The 18088-nt window shown below is 64.8% G+C and carries 16 protein-coding genes; 9 read left to right on the plus strand and 7 right to left on the minus strand.

Annotated elements, in window-relative coordinates; translation table 11 throughout:
- The first annotated feature begins 12 nt into the window (after positions 1 to 12).
- Positions 13 to 1365 (plus strand): serine hydrolase, encoded by a 1353-nt coding sequence (locus HWE17_RS21465; RefSeq protein WP_176390165.1) that lies wholly within the window; start codon positions 13 to 15, stop codon positions 1363 to 1365.
- A gap of 3 nt (positions 1366 to 1368) precedes the next feature.
- On the opposite strand, the gene HWE17_RS21470 is transcribed toward HWE17_RS21465, so the two are convergent.
- From HWE17_RS21470 to HWE17_RS21480, 3 genes are all read right to left on the minus strand, one after another.
- Positions 1369 to 1722, minus strand: coding sequence for a hypothetical protein (locus HWE17_RS21470; protein ID WP_152598680.1), 354 nt, complete (start codon positions 1720 to 1722; stop codon positions 1369 to 1371).
- Entirely contained in the window at positions 1719 to 3287 is a 1569-nt protein-coding gene (locus HWE17_RS21475) for an EAL domain-containing protein (protein WP_176390166.1), read from the minus strand. Before HWE17_RS21475 ends, HWE17_RS21470 begins: the two co-directional genes overlap by 4 nt.
- Before the next feature lie 92 nt (positions 3288 to 3379).
- A complete protein-coding gene (locus HWE17_RS21480) occupies positions 3380 to 4876 on the minus strand; it encodes an MFS transporter (RefSeq protein ID WP_176390167.1) in 1497 nt (498 codons plus the stop codon).
- A gap of 63 nt (positions 4877 to 4939) precedes the next feature.
- Here HWE17_RS21480 and HWE17_RS21485 point away from each other — a divergent pair, with 63 nt between their 5' ends.
- Entirely contained in the window at positions 4940 to 5836 is an 897-nt protein-coding gene (locus HWE17_RS21485) for a LysR family transcriptional regulator (protein WP_255206341.1), read from the plus strand.
- A gap of 2 nt (positions 5837 to 5838) precedes the next feature.
- On the opposite strand, the gene HWE17_RS21490 is transcribed toward HWE17_RS21485, so the two are convergent.
- Positions 5839 to 6408, minus strand: a complete 570-nt coding sequence (locus HWE17_RS21490; protein WP_176390168.1) for an XRE family transcriptional regulator — start codon at positions 6406 to 6408, stop codon at positions 5839 to 5841.
- A gap of 91 nt (positions 6409 to 6499) precedes the next feature.
- On the opposite strand from HWE17_RS21490, the gene HWE17_RS21495 reads away from it, so the two are divergent.
- On the plus strand, positions 6500 to 7030 hold the full coding sequence (locus HWE17_RS21495) for a GNAT family N-acetyltransferase (protein ID WP_099401931.1): 531 nt from the start codon (positions 6500 to 6502) through the stop codon (positions 7028 to 7030).
- Between the two features lie 7 nt (positions 7031 to 7037).
- Here HWE17_RS21495 and HWE17_RS21500 read toward each other — a convergent pair whose 3' ends face one another.
- The 3 genes from HWE17_RS21500 to HWE17_RS21510 all read right to left on the minus strand — a co-directional run bounded on the left by HWE17_RS21500 (position 7038) and on the right by HWE17_RS21510 (position 10089).
- Positions 7038 to 8228, minus strand: coding sequence for a low temperature requirement protein A (locus tag HWE17_RS21500; protein ID WP_176390169.1), 1191 nt, complete (start codon positions 8226 to 8228; stop codon positions 7038 to 7040).
- A 46-nt stretch (positions 8229 to 8274) separates the two neighbouring features.
- The gene (locus HWE17_RS21505) at positions 8275 to 9228 is read right to left on the minus strand and encodes a 2-hydroxyacid dehydrogenase (RefSeq protein ID WP_176390170.1); all 954 of its coding nucleotides are present in this window, start codon (positions 9226 to 9228) and stop codon (positions 8275 to 8277) included.
- Between the two features lie 177 nt (positions 9229 to 9405).
- Positions 9406 to 10089: a hypothetical protein gene (locus HWE17_RS21510; RefSeq protein WP_176390171.1), complete on the minus strand. Its 684-nt coding sequence runs from the start codon at positions 10087 to 10089 to the stop codon at positions 9406 to 9408.
- A gap of 234 nt (positions 10090 to 10323) precedes the next feature.
- Here HWE17_RS21510 and HWE17_RS21515 point away from each other — a divergent pair, with 234 nt between their 5' ends.
- From HWE17_RS21515 to HWE17_RS21540, 6 genes are all read left to right on the plus strand, one after another.
- Positions 10324 to 12531, plus strand: coding sequence for a TonB-dependent siderophore receptor (locus HWE17_RS21515; protein WP_035818826.1), 2208 nt, complete (start codon positions 10324 to 10326; stop codon positions 12529 to 12531).
- 98 nt (positions 12532 to 12629) lie between these two features.
- Positions 12630 to 13505: a hypothetical protein gene (locus HWE17_RS21520; protein ID WP_176390172.1), complete on the plus strand. Its 876-nt coding sequence runs from the start codon at positions 12630 to 12632 to the stop codon at positions 13503 to 13505.
- An 84-nt stretch (positions 13506 to 13589) separates the two neighbouring features.
- Positions 13590 to 14717, plus strand: coding sequence for a sensor histidine kinase KdpD (locus tag HWE17_RS21525; RefSeq protein WP_176390173.1), 1128 nt, complete (start codon positions 13590 to 13592; stop codon positions 14715 to 14717).
- Between the two features lie 175 nt (positions 14718 to 14892).
- The gene (locus HWE17_RS21530; protein WP_176390174.1) at positions 14893 to 16362 is read left to right on the plus strand and encodes a circularly permuted type 2 ATP-grasp protein; all 1470 of its coding nucleotides are present in this window, start codon (positions 14893 to 14895) and stop codon (positions 16360 to 16362) included.
- Positions 16356 to 17300 carry an alpha-E domain-containing protein gene (locus HWE17_RS21535; RefSeq protein ID WP_102297111.1) on the plus strand — a complete coding sequence of 315 codons (945 nt, stop codon included), beginning with the start codon at positions 16356 to 16358 and terminating at the stop codon, positions 17298 to 17300. The genes HWE17_RS21530 and HWE17_RS21535 overlap by 7 nt, the downstream gene beginning before the upstream one ends.
- A partial coding sequence (locus HWE17_RS21540; protein ID WP_176390175.1) for a transglutaminase family protein occupies positions 17300 to 18088 on the plus strand: 789 nt, incomplete at its 3' end. The genes HWE17_RS21535 and HWE17_RS21540, both read left to right, overlap by 1 nt.

Raw genomic sequence — 18088 nt, forward strand, 5'->3', positions numbered from 1 at the left:
CAAGGTTTCCCCATGACACCCACTTTCGCCCTCCTCCCCCTTTGCCTCGCTGGCACCGCTGCACTGGCCGCCCCCGTGCTGGACGACGCCGTGCGCCAGCGCGCGGAAGAACTGACGCGCACGGGCATGCACGCGAGCATCGTCATCGCCGTGATCGACGGCAAGGACAGCGCCGTCTACGGCTTCGGCAGCGTACACGCCGGCAAGCACATCAAACCGGGCGCCGACACCGTCTACCAGATCGGTTCCGTCACCAAGACCATGACGGCCTTGCTGCTGGCCGACGCCGTCGCCGAAAACAAGGTCAAACTCGACGAGCCGGTGGCCACTTTATTGCCCGGCTATACCTTGCCCGCCTTCGATGGCAAGACGATCAGCCTGCTCGACCTGGCCACGCATTATTCTTCGCTGCCGCGCCTGCCCGACAACTTCGCGCCCAAGGATACGGCCAACCCGTATGCGGACTACACGGAAGCGAAACAGCGGCAATTTCTCGCCGCCTACCACCTGCCGCATGCGCCTGGCACGGCATTTGACTACTCGAACATCGGCTACGCCGTGCTGGGCACGGCCCTGGCCGCACAGGCGAGCAGCAGCTATGAAGCGCTGCTGCAAAAGCGCATCGCCGTGCCGCTCGGCATGCGTTCCACCTCGAACCAGCCCACGCACGGCATGCTGGCGCGCCTGGCGCCCGGCCATTTACTGTCGGGCGAGCCGACACCGGCCTGGGATTTGAACGTGGTGGCGCCGGCCGGCGGCGTGTATTCGAGCGCGCGCGACATGATCGCCTACCTGCAAGCGTATATGTTCAAGCCGCTGCGCCCGTATGCGCTGGCCATCCTGCCGCAGCGCCCGCTGGCGGCCGACGGCGACACGAAAATCGGCCTGTCCTGGCTGCTGGAGCAGAAACAGGGCCACAGCTACGCCTGGCACAGCGGCCAGACGGGCGGCTACGCCAGTTATGCGGCGTTCACAACGGACGGCAAGCGGGGCGTGACGGTGCTGACGAACACGGCGCGCGACGTCGACGCCCTGGGCCTGTCCACCCTGCTGCCCGGCACACCGCTGCCGCCGCTGAAGAAGCCGCAAGCGGCCATCGCGCTGCCGCGCGCCGCGCTGGCCGAGTACGTGGGCGAGTATCCATTGGACAAGGATTTCACGTTGACGGTGAGCTTGGGCAAGAATGGCCTGGAAGCGGCCGGCACGGGCATGGGATCGGCGCCCTTGTTTGCCAGCGCGAAAGACCAATTCTTTTTCCGCGCCATCGATGCGGACCTGGCGTTTACGCGCGATGCCGCGGGCAAGATCGCCAGTGCCGTGCTCAAGCAAGGCGGGCAGGACGTCATTCTGCCGCGCAAGCCGTAAAAATCACGCTGCCGGGTCTTGCATGAATTGCTCGACCCGGGCGACAAATTCCGCCTTGCTGCGCGTGCGAAATTCGCCCAGGAAGGCGTCGCTGCCCTGGACGATCTTGCCGTGGCGGTCATATGCCACCTTGCCCATCTCCAGCACGAATTCGCCCTGTGGATCGTCCTCCGGTTCAAAATGCGAGTTGAAGCAGTAACCGGAGTCGCGGCAGCTGCCCCACAGCAGCAATGCGCTGCTGAACCATTCCATCGTATCGGGGCCAGTTTCTACCTCGAACAGGGTGTTGACGGTGATGTGCCAGCCGCCCGGGACGCGCAGCGGCTGCAAGGGATAGGGAAAGCGTGGCTGTTTCATGTGGACGATGGCGCGCGGCGCGCCCGGTAAAAGGTGAGAAATTCCGCGGCCGGCAGCGCTTTCGCGAACAGCCATCCCTGGCCGAATTCGACCTTGCGCTCCAGCAGATAGTCCGCTTGCTGCTGCGTTTCGATGCCTTCGGCCACGATCAGCATGTTCAAGGTGCGGGCCATGGCGATGATGTGCGGCGTGACGCTGCTGGTGGCCGCGTCCGTGCCGATGGTGTCGACGAACGACTTGTCGATTTTCAGGGCGTCGAGCGGCAGGTTTTGCAGGCTCGACAGGCTGGAATAGCCGGTGCCGAAGTCGTCGATGGCCACGGCATGGCCGCGCGCCCTGGCCTTTTCGATGGTGGCGCGGGCCGCTTCCACGTTGATGAAGCCCCGCTCCGTCGCTTCCAGCCAGATCTGCTGCGCCTCGATGCCCGTGCCGTCCAGCGCGCGTTCCAGCACGTCGAGCACCCGGCCCGTTTCGATGTCGCTGGCGCACAGGTTGATGGCGATGTGCAGCTCGCGGTCGGCCAGCAGCGCGGCGCGCATGTCGGCAATGACGCAATCGATGACCTGATCGGTGATCGGCAGTATCAGTTCGGCCTCCTCGGCCACGGGGATGAACAGGTCGGGGCGTATCATGCTGCCGTCGGGGCGGCGCCAGCGTATCAGCGCCTCGGCGCCCACGCACACGCCCGTGTCGAGCGCGATGATGGGCTGATAGTGGACAAAGAATTCACGCCGCTCGACCGCCGTTTCCAATTCGCCGCGCAGCGACAGCCGGCGGCGCGACAGCCACACGACGATGCCGACGATGAAGGCGGCCATCAACAGGCCCAGCGGCAAGAGCAGCAGCTGTTCGCGGCGCAACCTCTCGCTGAGCTTGCTGCGCGGCTCGATCATGACGGCCGTCAAGCCATCGCGGTACAGCATCGCATGGATGCTGTCCTCGTGCGCCAGCTCGCCCTTCGCCCCCGTGCCGGCGAGCAGCGTATTGACCAGTGCCGGGTCCGGATGGTGCAAAGTGTCGAGCACGCCGCCCTTGCCGATGGCCACGGCCATCTGGATGTCGTTGTCGACGATGACGTCGGAAAAACGCACGGGATCGATCAGCACCTTATGGGCGCGGTAAGACAGCCCCACCATGCGCTTGCCGCCGCTGACGACGGGGCGCAGGTTGAAATCGAGGCCCATGCCATTGTCCAGCGTGAAGTCGGCGGGCGTGATGGCGATGCGCTCGTCCTCGATGCCATTCGACGTGCATTTGAGCAAGCCGTTTTCCACATAACCGATATCGTCGATGCTGCGCGTGGTGATGGTGATGCGGCGCAATTGCTGGACATGGGCTTCCGAACACGGCGCCAAGTCCAGCGCATCGGCGCTGCGCAGCGCCATGCTGGCCGAGGCGATCGAACGGTGGGCGCGCTCGAGCGCGTAGCCGGCCAGCAGGCGCAGGCGCTCCTGCTCGCCCTGCTCGGCGCGCACGGACGACAGATAGAAGGCCAGGCTCAAGGGAGCGGCCACGCCGATGACTGCCACCAGCACACTGGTAATGATGATCCGTTTTCTGCGCATGTGATTACCTGCGGTAGTTATATGATTGCCATGTATTGCTCGATGGCATCATATTACAAGCAGAGGCCGCGCACGCGGAACTTACTGAACAGTTACACTTTTTCCTGCGGCCGCGCCAGCACGAAGACCAGCGCCGCCACCACGGCCGCCAGTCCGCCCGCCAGGTAGAGCACGCTGGCAAAGCCGTCGATGAAGGCGTGGCGCGCCGCTTCCTGCGCCACGGCCTGCATCGCAGGCGGCAACTGGCCGAAGGCCTCGGCCGCGTTGCCTGCAACGATGCGGCCTATCATTTCAGGCGACGCTTTCAAGCCGTGCAGCCACGCCAGCTCGTTGAACGAAGCGGCCGTGCGCATGGCCAGCACGGCGCCCAGCGCGCCCACGGCCAGCACGATGCCGACAAAGCGCGTCGTCGTGCTGATGCCGGAACCCATGCCCGTGCGTTCGCGCGGGATGCAGGCAAGGATGGCCTTCTGGGTCGTGCCATTGAGCAATCCGGCCCCCGCGCCCGTGACCACCATGCCGGCCGCCACCCAGCCATATTGCAAACTGGAGGCGGCCAGGGCCGTGGCCACGTTGCCCACGGCGACGATCAGCAAGCCCGTCACCAGAATGCCGCGATCATCCAGAACCCGCATGGCGCGCGGCGCCAGACGTGACAGCGCCACCATGGCGACGGCAAACGGCAGCATGGCGCAGCCGGCCAGCACGGCGGAAAAGCCGAAGGCGTTCTGCAAATACAGGGGCAAAAAGGTCATCATCACTTGCGCGGCGATCGCGTAGCCGAACATGCCCAGCACGGCGCCGACGAACACGCGCCGGCCGAACAGCGACAAATCGACCATGGGCGCGCGCTGGCGCCGTTCCACGACGATGAACACGGCCAGCAGTGCCGCGCCCGCGGCAAAGCGCAGCATGGTGGCGCGGCTGGACCAGCCCGCCACGCTGGCGTCGATCAAGCCCCAGATGATGGCGAACAGGCCGGCGGAAAACAGCAGCGCCCCGAATGGATCAAAACTGGCGTTGGAGGCATCCTTCGACTCGTCCACGTGCTTGCTTACCAGCCACATCAACATGGCGACGACGGGCAGGTTCAGATAGAAAATCCAGCGCCAGTTGATGGCGCTCGTGATCAGGCCGCCCAGCAGGGGCGCCACCGTCATGGCCACGCCCATGGCTGCGCCCCACACGGACCAGGCGCGCGCCCGCTCCTTTTCCGCGTGAAACGTGTGGCCGATGACGGCCAGCGCGGATGTCAGCAGCAGCGCCGCGCCGAGTCCCTTGACGGCGCGCGCCACGTTGAGCACGAACGGCGTCCACGCCAGGCCGCACAACAGGGACGCCAGCGCGAACACGGAGAGGCCATACAGCATGACCCTGCGCCGTCCCAGGCGGTCGGCGATGCTGCCGGCGGGCAGCAAAAATGAGGCGAACGCCAGCATGTAGGCGCTGACCACCCATTCCACGTCGACGAAGCTGGCGTTCAGCGAGCGGGCGATCGACGGCAAGGAGACGGCGACGACGTTGGTGTCGAGCATGATCAGCGCGCACACGCCCGAGCACGTGTATAAGGTCCAGTTGGTATTCTTCATGCCTCGATTGTAAGCAGGCTTGTATTATTTCCTGTTATAAGACAGACGCCTTATAATTCACTGATGGTGAATATAGTCAAAGACATGGAACTGCGGCACTTCCGCTGCGTGCTGGCCGTGGCGCACAGCCTGCACTTCGCGCGCGCGGCCGCGGAGCTGGGCATCTCTCCGCCCGCGCTGACCAAGCAGGTGCAGGAAACGGAGCTGCTGCTGGGCACGCGCTTGTTCCAGCGCAGCAAGCGCGCCGTGTCCCTGACTGCCGCCGGGGAACTGTTCGTCATCGAGGCTGCGCGCGCGCTGGGGCAACTGGCGCAGGCGCAGGAAGTGGCGCGGCGGGCCGGACGGGGCGAACTGGGACGGCTGGAAATCGGCTACGTGGCCTCGGCCGCGTATTCCGGCGTGCTGCAAGACCAGTTTGCCCGCTTTCGCGCCAGCCACCCCGGCATCCACATCAGCGCGCGCGAAACCGCGATGGATACCCTGCCCGGCTTGCTGGACCAGGGCCGGGTTGACCTGGCCTTCGTGCGCCCGCCGCTGCACTTGCCGGAAGGCATCGACAGCGTGGTCTTGCTGCGCGACCGCTTCGTGCTGGCCGTGCAGGCGGACAGCCCGTTGGCCTTGCTTGATGTGGCGGCACCGGCCGCGCTGGCGCAGCAGGCGTTCATCGTGCCGGAACAGGAATTGGGTACGCTGGAAGTGAGCCGGCGCGGCGGCTTTGCAGCGCAGGTGGTGTCGCGCCCGGGCAGTCTGGTGGCCGTGCTGACGGAAGTGTCGCTGGGCGTGGGCTGCGCCATCGTGCCCCATTCCGTGATGGCCAGCGTGCAATTGCCTGGCGTGTGCTTTCGCGAACTGGCAGGGCCGCAGATCAGCTCGGAAATCGCAGTCGCCTTCCGCCGCCACGAACAGGCGCCCGCCGCGCGCGCCTTCATCGCCCAGCTGCGCGCGGACGCGCTGGTTTAACTTCAGCTGTTCTTCAAGACCGCCACGGCGTAGGTGCAGGCGCTGGCCGTTTCATTGCGAAACACGCAGTCGGCGGGCGGCCCCAGTTCCAGGCAGTCGCCTTCGTCCAGCACGTGGCGGGTCTCCCCTTCGATAAACACGAGGCTGCCGCTGAGCGACCAGATGAGTTGTCGCCGCGACACATAGGCGGCGGCCGGCATGGCCACCACGGCGCCGGGCGGCAAGGTAATATGCACGAGGTCGAGCGGCATGTCGGACGCGGGCGACACGTGGCGCCGCACATAGCCGCTCTGCGGGTCGACCCACACGGGCTGCTCAAGCTTGCGCAGCAAGCGCCCGGCCCGCATCTCGGCGCGGGCGATCAGCTCGGACATGCTCAGGTCGAAGGCGCCCGACAGCCGCGCCAGCAAGGTGGCCGTAGGGCTGCAGTCGCCCCGCTCCACCTTGTGCACCATGGCGCGCGACACGCCCGAGCGGGCCGCCAGGTCCGTCAGCGACCAGCCCAGGTTTTCCCGCTCGAGGCGCACCCTGGCGCCGATGCGCTGATTCAATTCGTCTGGTTTAGTGGACATATATCTGCTTCCATTCGGATTTTATTGGACAAGGTGCGAGCGGCAATCTATGCTTTGTCCATTATAGTAGACGCCTTGCGAGGAAATCAACATGCAGATACGCGATGCCCATGCGGGCGACATCGAAGCCATCCTGGCCATCTACAACGATGCCGTCAGCAACACCCTGGCCATCTGGAATGAACGGACGGTCGATGCCGCCAACCGCGCCGCCTGGCTGGCCGACCGTCAGCGGGCCGGCTATCCGGTGCTCGTCGCCATCGATGCGGAAGGAACTGTCGCTGGCTACGCCTCGTTCGGCGACTGGCGCCCGTTCGAAGGCTTCCGTCATACGGTCGAGCATTCCGTGTACGTGCGCGCCGATAGTCGCGGCGCCGGCGTCGGCAAGGCCTTGATGACGGAATTGATCGCGCGGGCGCGCGGCCTGGGCAAGCACGTGATGGTGGCGGGCATCGAGGCGGGCAATGCCGGCTCGATCGCCCTGCACAAGCAGCTGGGCTTCGAGGAAGTGGGATTGATGCGCCAGGTGGGCACCAAGTTCGGCGCCTGGCTGGATCTGGCGTTCTTGCAGCTGCAGCTCGATACGCGCAGCGATCCGGACGGCATCACGCCGCCCGGCTAAGCAAGCATCAGGGATCAATCTCCGGTGGCGGACGGCGCAGCGCCATATGTTCCCACACGGCCACCAGGACCAGCACGCAGCTGGTGATGCAGGCCAGGGGCAGGGGCGCATACAGCCGTCCATACGCCATCGGGATCAGCGCCAGGATGATCAAAATGCCCAGCAGATGCGACAGCGGCGGCGTGGAACGGTCGCTGCTGACCCATTTGAACAGCGCATTGCCCAGCAGATACAGGATCGGGCCGCCCAGCAAGGCGCTGATGCCGGCAAAACTCGCCTCATCAGGATGCACGAGGGCCAGTTCATCGGCCACGGCGCTGACGATCACGCCGCCGACGATCAACACGTGGATATACGTGTAGGCCTTGCGGGCGATGCGGCCCGGATCCTTCGAGTGGGCGATGCGGTGGTGGCCCGCCTCGGCGCCCGTATCAAAGTATATCCACCACATGGCGATGCTGCCGACCAGGGCCGACAAAAAGCCCAGCCAGTTGGCGGCCGTCCATTCCAGGCCCGCGAAGGTGGCGCCCGTCACGAGCAACGATTCGCCGAGGGCGATGATGACGAACAGGCCGCAGCGCTCGGCCATGTGGCTGCCGTCGACGTCCCAGTCGGCCGTCGTCGAGCGGCCCAGGCCAGGCAGGCCGAATTGCATCCAGGGGCCGGCCAGGTCGATCGCCAGTGCCAGCATCCACCAGAAGATGCGCTGCTCGGGCGACGCGAGGCCGCCGGCGATCCAGAAGATGCCGGACAACACGGCCCACAGGGCGATGCGCTGGAAATTGCGGCGGCGCGACAGCGTTTCATGGCGCACGGCCCACCAGGCAAACAGGGGCCGCCCCACCTGCATGGCGACGTAGGCGCCGGCAAAAGCCAGGCCCCGCGTGCCGAACGCTTCGGGGATCGAGGCCGACATGATCAGGCCGCCCAGCATCAGCGCGAACAGGCTGATGCGCACGGGAATGCGTTCGGGGTCGAGCCAGTTGGTGATCCACGACGTGAAAATCCATACCCACCAGACGGCCATCAGCAGCAAACCCGTCTGCAGCCAGCCCATGGCGCTCAGGTGCGCCAGCAAGCCGTGCGACAGTTGCGTGACGGCAAACACGAACACAAGATCGAAGAACAGCTCGATCATGCCCACCTTGCCGCTGTCTTGCACGCCGCGCGTGCGCAACAGCGATTTTGTCAATTCCATAGCTACTCTTTCATTCAAGCTTGATTAAAACGGTTCATCGTGGACTTTATGGCTTTACGGGTGTCAACAAGGGCAAGCCGGCGAAGTGCGCGGCCAGGTTATCGACCACCAGTTGCCCCATCGCATGGCGAGTTTCCACGGTCAGGCTGCCCACGTGCGGCGTCAGCACGACGTTGGGCAAGGCGCGCAAGGCGTTTGGTACGCGCGGTTCGTCCGCAAACACGTCGAGACCTGCCGCGCCCAGGTGGCCATCCTGCAAGGCGGCGATCAGGGCCACTTCGTCGATGAGGGCGCCGCGGGCGATGTTGATCAGGGTGCCTTGCGGACCGAGCGCTTCGAGTATGGTGCGGTCGACGATCTTGCGCGTGGCGGGCGTGCCCGGCGCGCAGACAATCAGATAATCGCTTTCCTGCGCCAGGGCCAGCAAGGAATCGGCGCGCGGCACGTCGGTGCCGGGAATGGCGCGCGGCTGGAAGTAGCGCACATGGACGCCGAAAGCGGCCAGGCGCAGCGCGATGGCCTGGCCGATCTGGCCGAAACCGAAGATGCCGGCCGTCTTGCCGCGCAGGCTGGACGCGGGGGCGATGGCTTCACGGCGTTCCCAGCCGCCGTCGCGCACGAAACGGTCGAGCGTCACAATGTGCCGCGCGCTGGCCAGCAGCAGGGCCAACGCCACGTCGGCCACGTCATCCGTCAGCACGTTCGGCGTGGTGGTGACGGCGATGCCGCGCTCGCGCGCCACATCGAGCGCCACGCCGTCGAGACCCACGCCATTGACGGCGATGATTTCCAGATTCGGCAGCAAGGCCATGTCGGTCGCGTTCAAGCCCAGCGCGCCCGTCGTCACGACGCCGCGGATGGACGGCGTCCGCTGGGCCAGCCAGGCGTGGCGTTCTTGCGCCGGCACTTGCCAGGCGTGGTGGCAGGTATATTGCTGGTCCAGCTGCGCGTTGACGGCTGCCGAAGGGCTGGGAGCGAGGATGAGGAGTTCGGGGAGCATGGGCGTCCTGGGTCGTGTCACATGAATTGCAGACGCAACTTAGCATATTTGAGACCCTGCCGGGGGTGGCATACCCTATTACCACCCCTAAAACCCTGCACGCCGTGCGGTCTTTGCCCGGCATGGATCACGCTTGCATCATGCGTAGGGCGGCGCGACGAAGATAGTCAGGTCGGCTCAACCGGGGCAAGGCACACGTTTCACCTTGCCGCCCGTCCTGGCCGGATCGGCGCCGGAGCCGGGATTGTCGGCCATGCCATAGCAGGTGGCGCCGCCGGCGCTGACGACGCGCGTGGCGGGCCGGCCATCGGCCGTGAGGAATTCCTCCACGCGGATGACGGGGCCGCCGCGCCAGGCGGAGGCGACCAGCTTCTGGAAGGTGCTTTCGCTCTTCAGGTCGGCGGAGGCCAGCCACGGCTGGTCTTGTTTGAGCTCGCCGCGCAAGGCCTTGTCGGCGGCGCCCGCGGCCAGCCGGGCGCGCGTGCGCAAGTCCGCCGTGGAAGGCGACGTGGCAGGCGCAGCGGGAAACTCTTCGCCCGGCACGGTGATGGCCTCCACTATGACGGGGGGTGGTTCGAGGATGGCGGACGGCGCGACGGGCGGTGCCGTTGCCCGCGCGCGCGGCAAGGGAGCCGGCATGGGCATGGGCAAGGCCATCGGCGGCGTCTGCGCCATTGGCCGGGACGGCAGCAAGGTCATGAACGCCACTTCCGTGTATTGCTTGAGTTGCCGCGCCGGCAGCAGCAGAAAATACAGGCCCAGCACGTGCATGCACAGGATCAGCGCGACGGCCGCGCCTTTCAGGCTCAAGCCCTCCCGCATACGCATGGAAGCGGACTGTAGATGGTGGTGCAATGGCATGCGGTTTCCTGTGGGCGCGGGGCGCGGTGGTCCATTTTAGCGAAACTTGGATATGCGCATTAATAAATCCACAAGGTATCGTTTGGCGCGCCTTTTTCCGCCAGATTCCGGCACCCTGGCGTGCCCGGTGTTGTACGAATGGCGACTTTTTTGATCGCTTTGTCACACTTTCTCACGCGCTGCGCCACGCTGGAATATAATGATAATCATTCTCATTAATATCCAGATAACACCATGCGCACCTTCCACCTCGTCCCTACCCCGTTCGCCCTGGCCGCCTTCCTGCTGGCCAGCGCCGCCGCCCACGCCCAAACCACGTCCACCACACCGGCCGGCGACGCGCAAAGCATGCCGACCGTGGTCGTCAACGCGTCGGCCGATGCGTCGGCGGAAGGCTTGTCGAAGGCGTATGCGGGCGGCCAGGTGGCGCGCGGCGGGCGTCTGGGTTTGCTGGGCAATGTGGACATGATGGACACGCCATTCGGCAGCACCAGTTACACGCAGCAATTCATCGCCGACCAGCAAGCGCGCAGCGTGGGCGACCTGCTGCAGAGCGATCCGGCCGTGCGCATGTCGCGCGGCTATGGCAATTTCCAGGAAGTGTATGTGATCCGCGGTTTCGCCCTCGATTCCGATGATGTGGCCTACAACGGCCTGTACGGCGTGCTGCCGCGCCAATATGTATCGCCGGAATTGCTTGAGCGCGTGGAAGTGTTCCGTGGCGCCAGCGCCTTCCTCAACGGCGCGGCACCTGGCGGCAGCGGCATCGGCGGCGCCATCAACCTGATGCCCAAGCGCGCCGGCAACACGCCGCTGACGGAATTGACCGTGGGCGTGGAATCGGGCGGACACGCCTATGCGGCCATCGACGTGGCGCGCCGCTTTGGCGAAAACAAGGAATTCGGCGTGCGCGTCAACGCCGCCAAGCGCCAGGGCGAGACCGGCATCAAGCGCGAAGACCACGACGTGGGCATGTTTTCGGTGGGCCTCGACTACCGCGGCAGCAGCTATCGCCTGTCGGCCGATGCCGGCTACCAGAATTTCGATCTGACGGCGCCGCGCCCCTCCGTCGGCATAGGCAGCGTGGCCGTGCTGCCATCCGCGCCCGATGCGTCGAAGAACTTTGCCCAGCCATGGAGCTATTCGAAGGAACACGATGTGTTCGGCACGGCGCGCGCCGAGGTGGACCTGGCCAAGGATGTCGTGGCCTGGGCCGCATTTGGTTCACGTTCGACCAAGGAAGCCAATAGCCTTGCCGAGCCGTCGTTGACCTCGAGCAATGGCGACGCCACAGTGTCGCGCTTTGACAACGCCCGCAAACAGGAGATCCGCACGGGCGAACTGGGTATTCGCGGCAAGCTCGTGACGGGCGCCGTCAAGCACACCCTGGTGGCCAGCTGGTCCGGGCACTGGAATGAGGCGAAGAACGCCTATGCCATCGGCGACAAGTTTGCCACCAATATTTATGCGCCGGTCAGCGTGGCCCCGCCGCCAACGCCCTACCCGGGCGGCATCATGAGCGACCCGCGCATCACCCAGAAAACCATCCTCAACAGCTATGCCCTGGCTGACACCATGGCCTTCCTGGACGACAAGCTGCTGCTGACCGTGGGCTTGCGCCGCCAGCAGATCAAGGATGCCGGCTACGACTACAACACTTCGGTGCTGCAAGGAAAGGCCTATGACGAGAGCGCCACGACGCCCGTGGCTGGCATCGTCTTCAAGGCGAACCGGAACGTGTCGCTGTACGCCAACTACATCGAGGCGCTGGTCAAAGGTCCGACGGCCACTGGAACGTATGTGGAAAACGGCCAGCAGCTCAATGTCGACAACATGGGCGACGTGTTTGCGCCGTACAAATCGAAGCAAAAGGAAATCGGCGTCAAATATGACGGCGGCAAGCTGGGCATGAGCGCCGCACTGTTCAGCACGGCCAAGCCTTTGCTGGCCGTGGTCGGCAAGCGGGCCGAACTCGATGGCGAGCAGCGCAACCGTGGCCTGGAATTGTCGGTTTTCGGCACGCCGATGCAGGGCGTGCGCCTGCTGGGCGGCTTGACCTGGCTCGATGCAAAGCTCAGCAATACCGGCATGGCCGAGAATAATGGCAAGAAACCCATTGGCGCACCGGAAACGCAGATGAGCGTGGGCGGCGAATGGGACGTGCCCGGCGCGCCAGGCCTGACCCTGAACGCCCGCACCATCTACACCTCGACGCAATACGCGGACCAGGCCAACACCAAGCAACTGCCATCGTGGACCCGCCTCGATATCGGCGCGCGCTACCTGACGCAAGTGGCAGGCCGTGACGTGACCTTGCGCGCCCGCGTGGACAACGTGACGGACCGCAATTACTGGTCGTCGGCCGTGTCGTCCTTCAATATCGGCTCGCTGGTGCTGGCCGCGCCGCGCACCGTGGTCGTCTCGGCCAGCGTGGCGTTTTAAAGGCCGCGCGCTCTGTCGCACCGCGAAAGCTGCGCTCGGGCAGCTTTTTTTTCGCGTGCGCGCCTGTGCCGCAAGCCGCGCTTGGGCGACAATGCCGCATGAAACGACTCCCTGCCCTGCTGCTCCTGCTCTGCCTGTCTCTGCCCGCTGCCGCCCAGAAGCAGGCCGCCTGTCCGTACGCCGCCTGGAAAAGCGGCTTCAAGGGTGATGCGCGGGCGCAAGCCACGTGTTTGCTGCGTCCCGTCAAACTGTATGCGCGCCTGGGCGACAGCGCGCCGCTGCCGGCGTTTCTTGCCGCCCGCATCGGCCAGCGCACGGGCATCGCCCCGGCCCGGTTGCGGGCCTGGCTGGCGGAACAGGGGATCGCCGAGGCGGATGTGGGCGGCCCCGTCGACGCGCCATTGTCGCGCGCCGTGGGCCGGCTGGCCGCACCGATGGCCCGCTATTTCGTCATCCACGACACCAGCTACCCGAATTTTTTGTTGGAACCCATTCCCGATCACATCAACGACGCCAGCTGGGATTTCAACGATTTCAATCTACGCAATCCGGCGCTGGGCGGCGGTCCGAAAGGCCATGTGTACGTGAACCGCCTGGGCGGCTCCCTGCTGGTGCGCGACTTCGGCACGGCCAGCTACGCCAGCAAGCTGGAAAAGGACAAGCCGTCGCTGGCGGGCCTGTTCCTGCACGTGGAACTGGTGCAGCCGCGCCACTCCGTGCCCGGCGGCGGCAAGGGCAACGACGGCCTGGCGCCCGATCCCGGTTTTACGCCCGCGCAATACGAGCGCCTGGCCTTGCTGTACATCGCCGCCAGCGTGCGCAAGGGCACGTGGCTGATCCCCGCCTTCCACGCCGTGATCGACACAGGTTTTGCGAACGGTCATGACGATCCGCAGAACTTTTCGCTGGAACAATGGGATACGACCCTCAGCCATTTGAGCGCCGTCATTGCAGGCGTCGACGCGCCGAATTGAACACCACCTGCACGCCGATTTGGAGGATACTTTAGCTCCCGCCGATGCACGGCGCGGATGCCGAGCTGTCCAGGGAGAGCTACGATGACCTATGCCTCTGACCAGAAAATGCACACGCTGGACATGCCCGCGCGAACGCGGCGGCTCTTCAGCATGCGCGATGCCGTGCTGACACAGTGGGAACACGAGGTGCGCGCCAAGGTACGCGGCGCCGACGCCTTGCTGACGCCCATCCTGATCAATACCTTGCCCACTTTCTTCGATAACCTGGCCGAGGCGCTGACGCCAGGCTATCCGCGCGACGATGCCACCAGCAACACCAACGCCCCGGCCGTGCATGGCAACGAACGGGCGCGCATGACCAGTTATGGCCCGGAACAGGTGATCCAGGAATACCAGATCTTCCGCGACTGTTTCGCCGAGGCCGCCCTCGACGCGGGCGTGCCGCTGCGGCGCCGCGACTGGAAGGTGATCAATGCCTCGATCGACACGGGCATCCGCGAAGCCATCCTGGAATTTACGGCCATGCATGAAAGCTTCCAGCGGCGCATCGCGGCCGGCCTGTCGCACGACATGCGCAATCCCCTCTCCGTCATGCTCAACAGCGCCCAGCTGCTGCAGCGGCGCGCGCAGCAGGTCGACGTGCCGGCCCTGGCATCGAAAATCATCGAACACGGCAAGCGCCTCGACGACATGATCCAGGAATTGCTCGATACGCTCAGCTACCACCGGGGGCAGAAACTGCCGCTGGTCTTGCATCGCTTCGATATCCTGCCGCTGGCGCAGCAGGTGGCCGACAGCGTGAATACGGGCCATCCGGGCAAGTGCCAAGTGACGGGCGCGTCCGTCACCGGCTGGTGGTGCGAAAATTCGCTGCGCCGGGCCCTGGAAAACCTGGTGGGCAATGCCCTCAAGTACGGCGACGACGGCCCCATCCATATCCACGTCAACACCCTGCGCGAACGCATGATACTCACGGTGCACAACACGGGCAGCACTATCGCGCCCGAGCAGACCGAGCGCATCTTCGAATACCTGCGCCGCGAACACCAGGGCAGCGCTCCCGGCTGGGGCATCGGCCTGCCCTTCGTGCAAAACGTGGCGGAAAGCCATGGCGGCAGCGCGCTGGTCGACAGTGCGCCGGAAACGGGCACCACGTTTACCATCGACCTGCCCGTCGATTGCCGTCCCTTCGTCACGCCGGACGCCTGATTTCACCCGCCCCGCGCCCCATAGCCCTGCAGAATCGACACCGTAGCGCACCAAAGCGGTGCGGATGACGGTTTTACGCCACAAAAATGGTCATTTTCTACATACTTTCGGGTGTGCGGCATTGGCACGTTTCCTGCTGAGCTATAGTCAGACACGGCTCAAGGGAAATCACAACATGGCAAATTTTTTCAATGAAATGACTGCAAATGAAGTGGGTACGGACAGCAAGGTACGTGAACACTATCGTGAATTCAGCAACTGGCTGGAGCAGCAATCCCCCGAGACCATCGCCCGCAAGCGGGCGGAAGCCGACCTGACGTTCCGCCGGGTCGGCATCACGTTCGCCGTGTATGGCGACGATGCCGGCACGGAACGCCTGATTCCGTTCGACACCATCCCGCGCATCATTCCCGCCACGGAATGGGCGCAGATGCAGACGGGCCTGGTGCAGCGCGTGCAAGCCTTGAACATGTTTATCCATGATATTTATCATGAGCAAAACATCATCAAGGCGGGCATCATTCCTGCCGAGCAAATCTACAAGAATGCCCAGTACCGCCCGGAAATGCAGGGCATTTCCGTCGCCTCCGACATTTACGCCCACATCGCCGGCGTCGACATCGTGCGCGCGGGCCAGGGCGAATTCTATGTGCTGGAAGACAACCTGCGCGTGCCGTCCGGCGTGTCCTATATGCTGGAAGACCGCAAGATGATGATGCGGCTATTCCCGGAACTGTTCGCCCGCAACCGCATCGCCCCTGTCGACCATTACCCGGACATGCTGCTCGACAACTTGCGCTCCGTCGCCCCGATGGGCGTCGATGACCCGACGGTCGTCGTCATGACACCCGGCATGTACAACTCCGCCTACTTCGAACATGCGTTCCTGGCCCAGCAAATGGGCGTGGAACTGGTCGAAGGCAAGGATTTGTTCGTCAACGATAACTCGGTGTACATGCGCACCACGCGCGGTCCAAAACGCGTGGACGTGATCTACCGCCGCGTGGACGACGACTTCCTCGATCCGCTGGCCTTCCGTTCCGATTCCTCGCTGGGCGTGCCGGGCCTGCTGTCCGTGTACCGCGCCGGCCGGGTGACCCTGGCCAACGCCATCGGCACGGGCGTGGCCGACGACAAGTCGATCTATCCTTTTGTTCCCGACATGATCAAGTTCTATCTGTCGCAGGAACCGATACTCAACAACGTGCCCACGTACCAGTGCCGCAAACCGGCCGATTTGTCCTACGTGCTGGCGAACCTGGCGCAACTTGTCGTCAAGGAAGTGCATGGCGCGGGCGGCTACGGCATGCTGGTGGGGCCGGCGTCCAGCATGGCGCAGATCGAGGACTTCCGCCAGCGCCTGCTGGCCAATCCGGGCGGCTACATCGCCCAGCCAACACTCGCCCTGTCCGCCTGCCCCACGTATGTCGAGGCCGGCATCGCGCCGCGCCACATCGATTTGCGGCCGTTCGTGCTGTCCGGCAAGACGATTTCCATGGTGCCCGGCGGCCTGACGCGCGTGGCGCTCGGTGAAGGCTCGCTGGTGGTCAACTCCTCGCAAGGGGGCGGCACCAAGGATACCTGGGTACTGGAAGCCACATTATCAGAAGAAAAAGCAGCTTTTGCAGGAGAGAAAACATGCTGAGCCGCACAGCCGATCATTTATTCTGGATGGCCCGCTACACGGAGCGGGCGGAAAACACGGCGCGCATGCTCGACGTTAACATGCAGACGTCGATGCTGCCCCAGTCCGAGCAGGACGCGGAGCAAGGCTGGCGCGCCACCCTGGGCATTTCCGAGCTGCAAAGCGCCTACGACCACAAATATGGCCGCTTCCACACGCGCGACGTGCTCGACTTCATGGTGCGCGACCCGAACAACCCCTCATCCATCCTCGCCTGCCTGACGGGCGCGCGCGAAAACGCCCGCGCCGTGCGGGGGACTTTGACGACGGAAGTGTGGGAAATCCAGAACGCCACCTGGCTCGACATGCAGAAGCGCTTGAAAAGCAATCTGCTGGAAACGGATCCCAGCCAGTTCTTCGAATGGGTCAAGTACCGCTCGCATTTGTCGCGCGGCGTCACTTTGGGCACCATGCTCAAGGACGAGGCCATCCACTTCATTCGCCTGGGCACTTTCCTGGAACGGGCCGACAACACGGCGCGCATCCTCGACGTGAAGTTCCACGGCGCGCGCGATACGTCGAAAGACATCACCCAGCGCGATTTTTACTACTGGGCGGCCCTGCTGCGCTCCGTGTCCGGCTTCGAGATCTACCGCAAGGTCTACCGCGACGTGATCACCCCGGCGCGGGTGGCGGAGTTGCTGATGCTGCGCGGCGACATGCCCAGGTCCTTGCTTGCCTGCATGGATGACGTGGTGGAAAATCTCAAGCATATCCGCAACGATGTCTCGGCCGATACGGAACGTTTCGCCGGCAAGTTGCACGCGGAACTGAAATTCGGCCATATCGACGACATCATGAAGGCGGGCTTGCATCTGACCCTGACGGAGTTTCTGGAAAACATCAATGACCTGGGCAACCGGGTCAGCCGCGACTTCCTCGTTCCCTTGGCGGCCTGATGCAGCTCACCATCCGCCACGAAACCGAGTACGCCTACAGCGCACCGCTGGCCTACACCATCCAGCAACTGCACCTGACGCCGCGTATCGAGCCGCAGCAGCGGGCATTGTCCTGGCAAATCACGACGCCCGGCCGGTGCCACGCCTACACGGATGCCTACGGCAATCTGTCGCACATGCTGACGATTAACGGCAGCCATCAGTCGCTGAGCCTGGTGGCGCAGGGCGTGGTGGAAACCATCTACCCGCACAAAGGACGGCTGAACCTGATCGACACCTTGTCGCCCCTGTTGTTTACCATGCCGACGGCCCTGACGCAGGCCGATTCCGCCATCCTCGACCTGGCGGCCGCCAGCCTGCCGGACCCGCGCGTGACGGCGGCCACGGGCCATCTGCTGCGCCTGGCCGAGCACATCGTCGGCAAGGTGGCGTATGAAAGCGGCGCCACCATGGTCACCACCACGGCTGGCGACGCCCTGGCCCTGGGACGCGGCGTGTGCCAGGACCATGCCCATCTGTTCCTCGCCTGCTGCCACGCCTGGGGCATCCCGGCCCGCTATGTGTCCGGCTACATCGATCCGGGCACGACGGGCCACGCGGCCAGCCACGCCTGGGTCGACGCGTGGGCCGAGGACACGGATTTCGCGGGCTGGGTCAGCATCGACGTCACGCATGCGCGGCTGATGACGGATGCGTATTGCCGCCTGGCCATCGGACGCGACTACGATTCGGCCGCGCCCGTGCGCGGCGTGCGCCAGGGTGGCGGCACAGAAACGTTGAGCGTCGAT

Source organism: Janthinobacterium sp. BJB401, assembly GCF_013372745.1.
GTDB lineage: Bacteria > Pseudomonadota > Gammaproteobacteria > Burkholderiales > Burkholderiaceae_D > Janthinobacterium > Janthinobacterium rivuli.

Bases quoted from the DNA above. Each gene is read 5' to 3' on its own strand.
- HWE17_RS21465 (WP_176390165.1), top strand. From the start codon at position 13: ATGACACCCACTTTCGCCCTCCTCCCCCTTTGCCTCGCTGGCACCGCT.
- HWE17_RS21470 (WP_152598680.1), bottom strand. From the start codon at position 1,722: ATGAAACAGCCACGCTTTCCCTATCCCTTGCAGCCGCTGCGCGTCCCG.
- HWE17_RS21475 (WP_176390166.1), bottom strand. From the start codon at position 3,287: ATGCGCAGAAAACGGATCATCATTACCAGTGTGCTGGTGGCAGTCATC.
- HWE17_RS21480 (WP_176390167.1), bottom strand. From the start codon at position 4,876: ATGAAGAATACCAACTGGACCTTATACACGTGCTCGGGCGTGTGCGCG.
- HWE17_RS21485 (WP_255206341.1), top strand. From the start codon at position 4,940: ATGGTGAATATAGTCAAAGACATGGAACTGCGGCACTTCCGCTGCGTG.
- HWE17_RS21490 (WP_176390168.1), bottom strand. From the start codon at position 6,408: ATGTCCACTAAACCAGACGAATTGAATCAGCGCATCGGCGCCAGGGTG.
- HWE17_RS21495 (WP_099401931.1), top strand. From the start codon at position 6,500: ATGCAGATACGCGATGCCCATGCGGGCGACATCGAAGCCATCCTGGCC.
- HWE17_RS21500 (WP_176390169.1), bottom strand. From the start codon at position 8,228: ATGGAATTGACAAAATCGCTGTTGCGCACGCGCGGCGTGCAAGACAGC.
- HWE17_RS21505 (WP_176390170.1), bottom strand. From the start codon at position 9,228: ATGCTCCCCGAACTCCTCATCCTCGCTCCCAGCCCTTCGGCAGCCGTC.
- HWE17_RS21510 (WP_176390171.1), bottom strand. From the start codon at position 10,089: ATGCCATTGCACCACCATCTACAGTCCGCTTCCATGCGTATGCGGGAG.
- HWE17_RS21515 (WP_035818826.1), top strand. From the start codon at position 10,324: ATGCGCACCTTCCACCTCGTCCCTACCCCGTTCGCCCTGGCCGCCTTC.
- HWE17_RS21520 (WP_176390172.1), top strand. From the start codon at position 12,630: ATGAAACGACTCCCTGCCCTGCTGCTCCTGCTCTGCCTGTCTCTGCCC.
- HWE17_RS21525 (WP_176390173.1), top strand. From the start codon at position 13,590: ATGACCTATGCCTCTGACCAGAAAATGCACACGCTGGACATGCCCGCG.
- HWE17_RS21530 (WP_176390174.1), top strand. From the start codon at position 14,893: ATGGCAAATTTTTTCAATGAAATGACTGCAAATGAAGTGGGTACGGAC.
- HWE17_RS21535 (WP_102297111.1), top strand. From the start codon at position 16,356: ATGCTGAGCCGCACAGCCGATCATTTATTCTGGATGGCCCGCTACACG.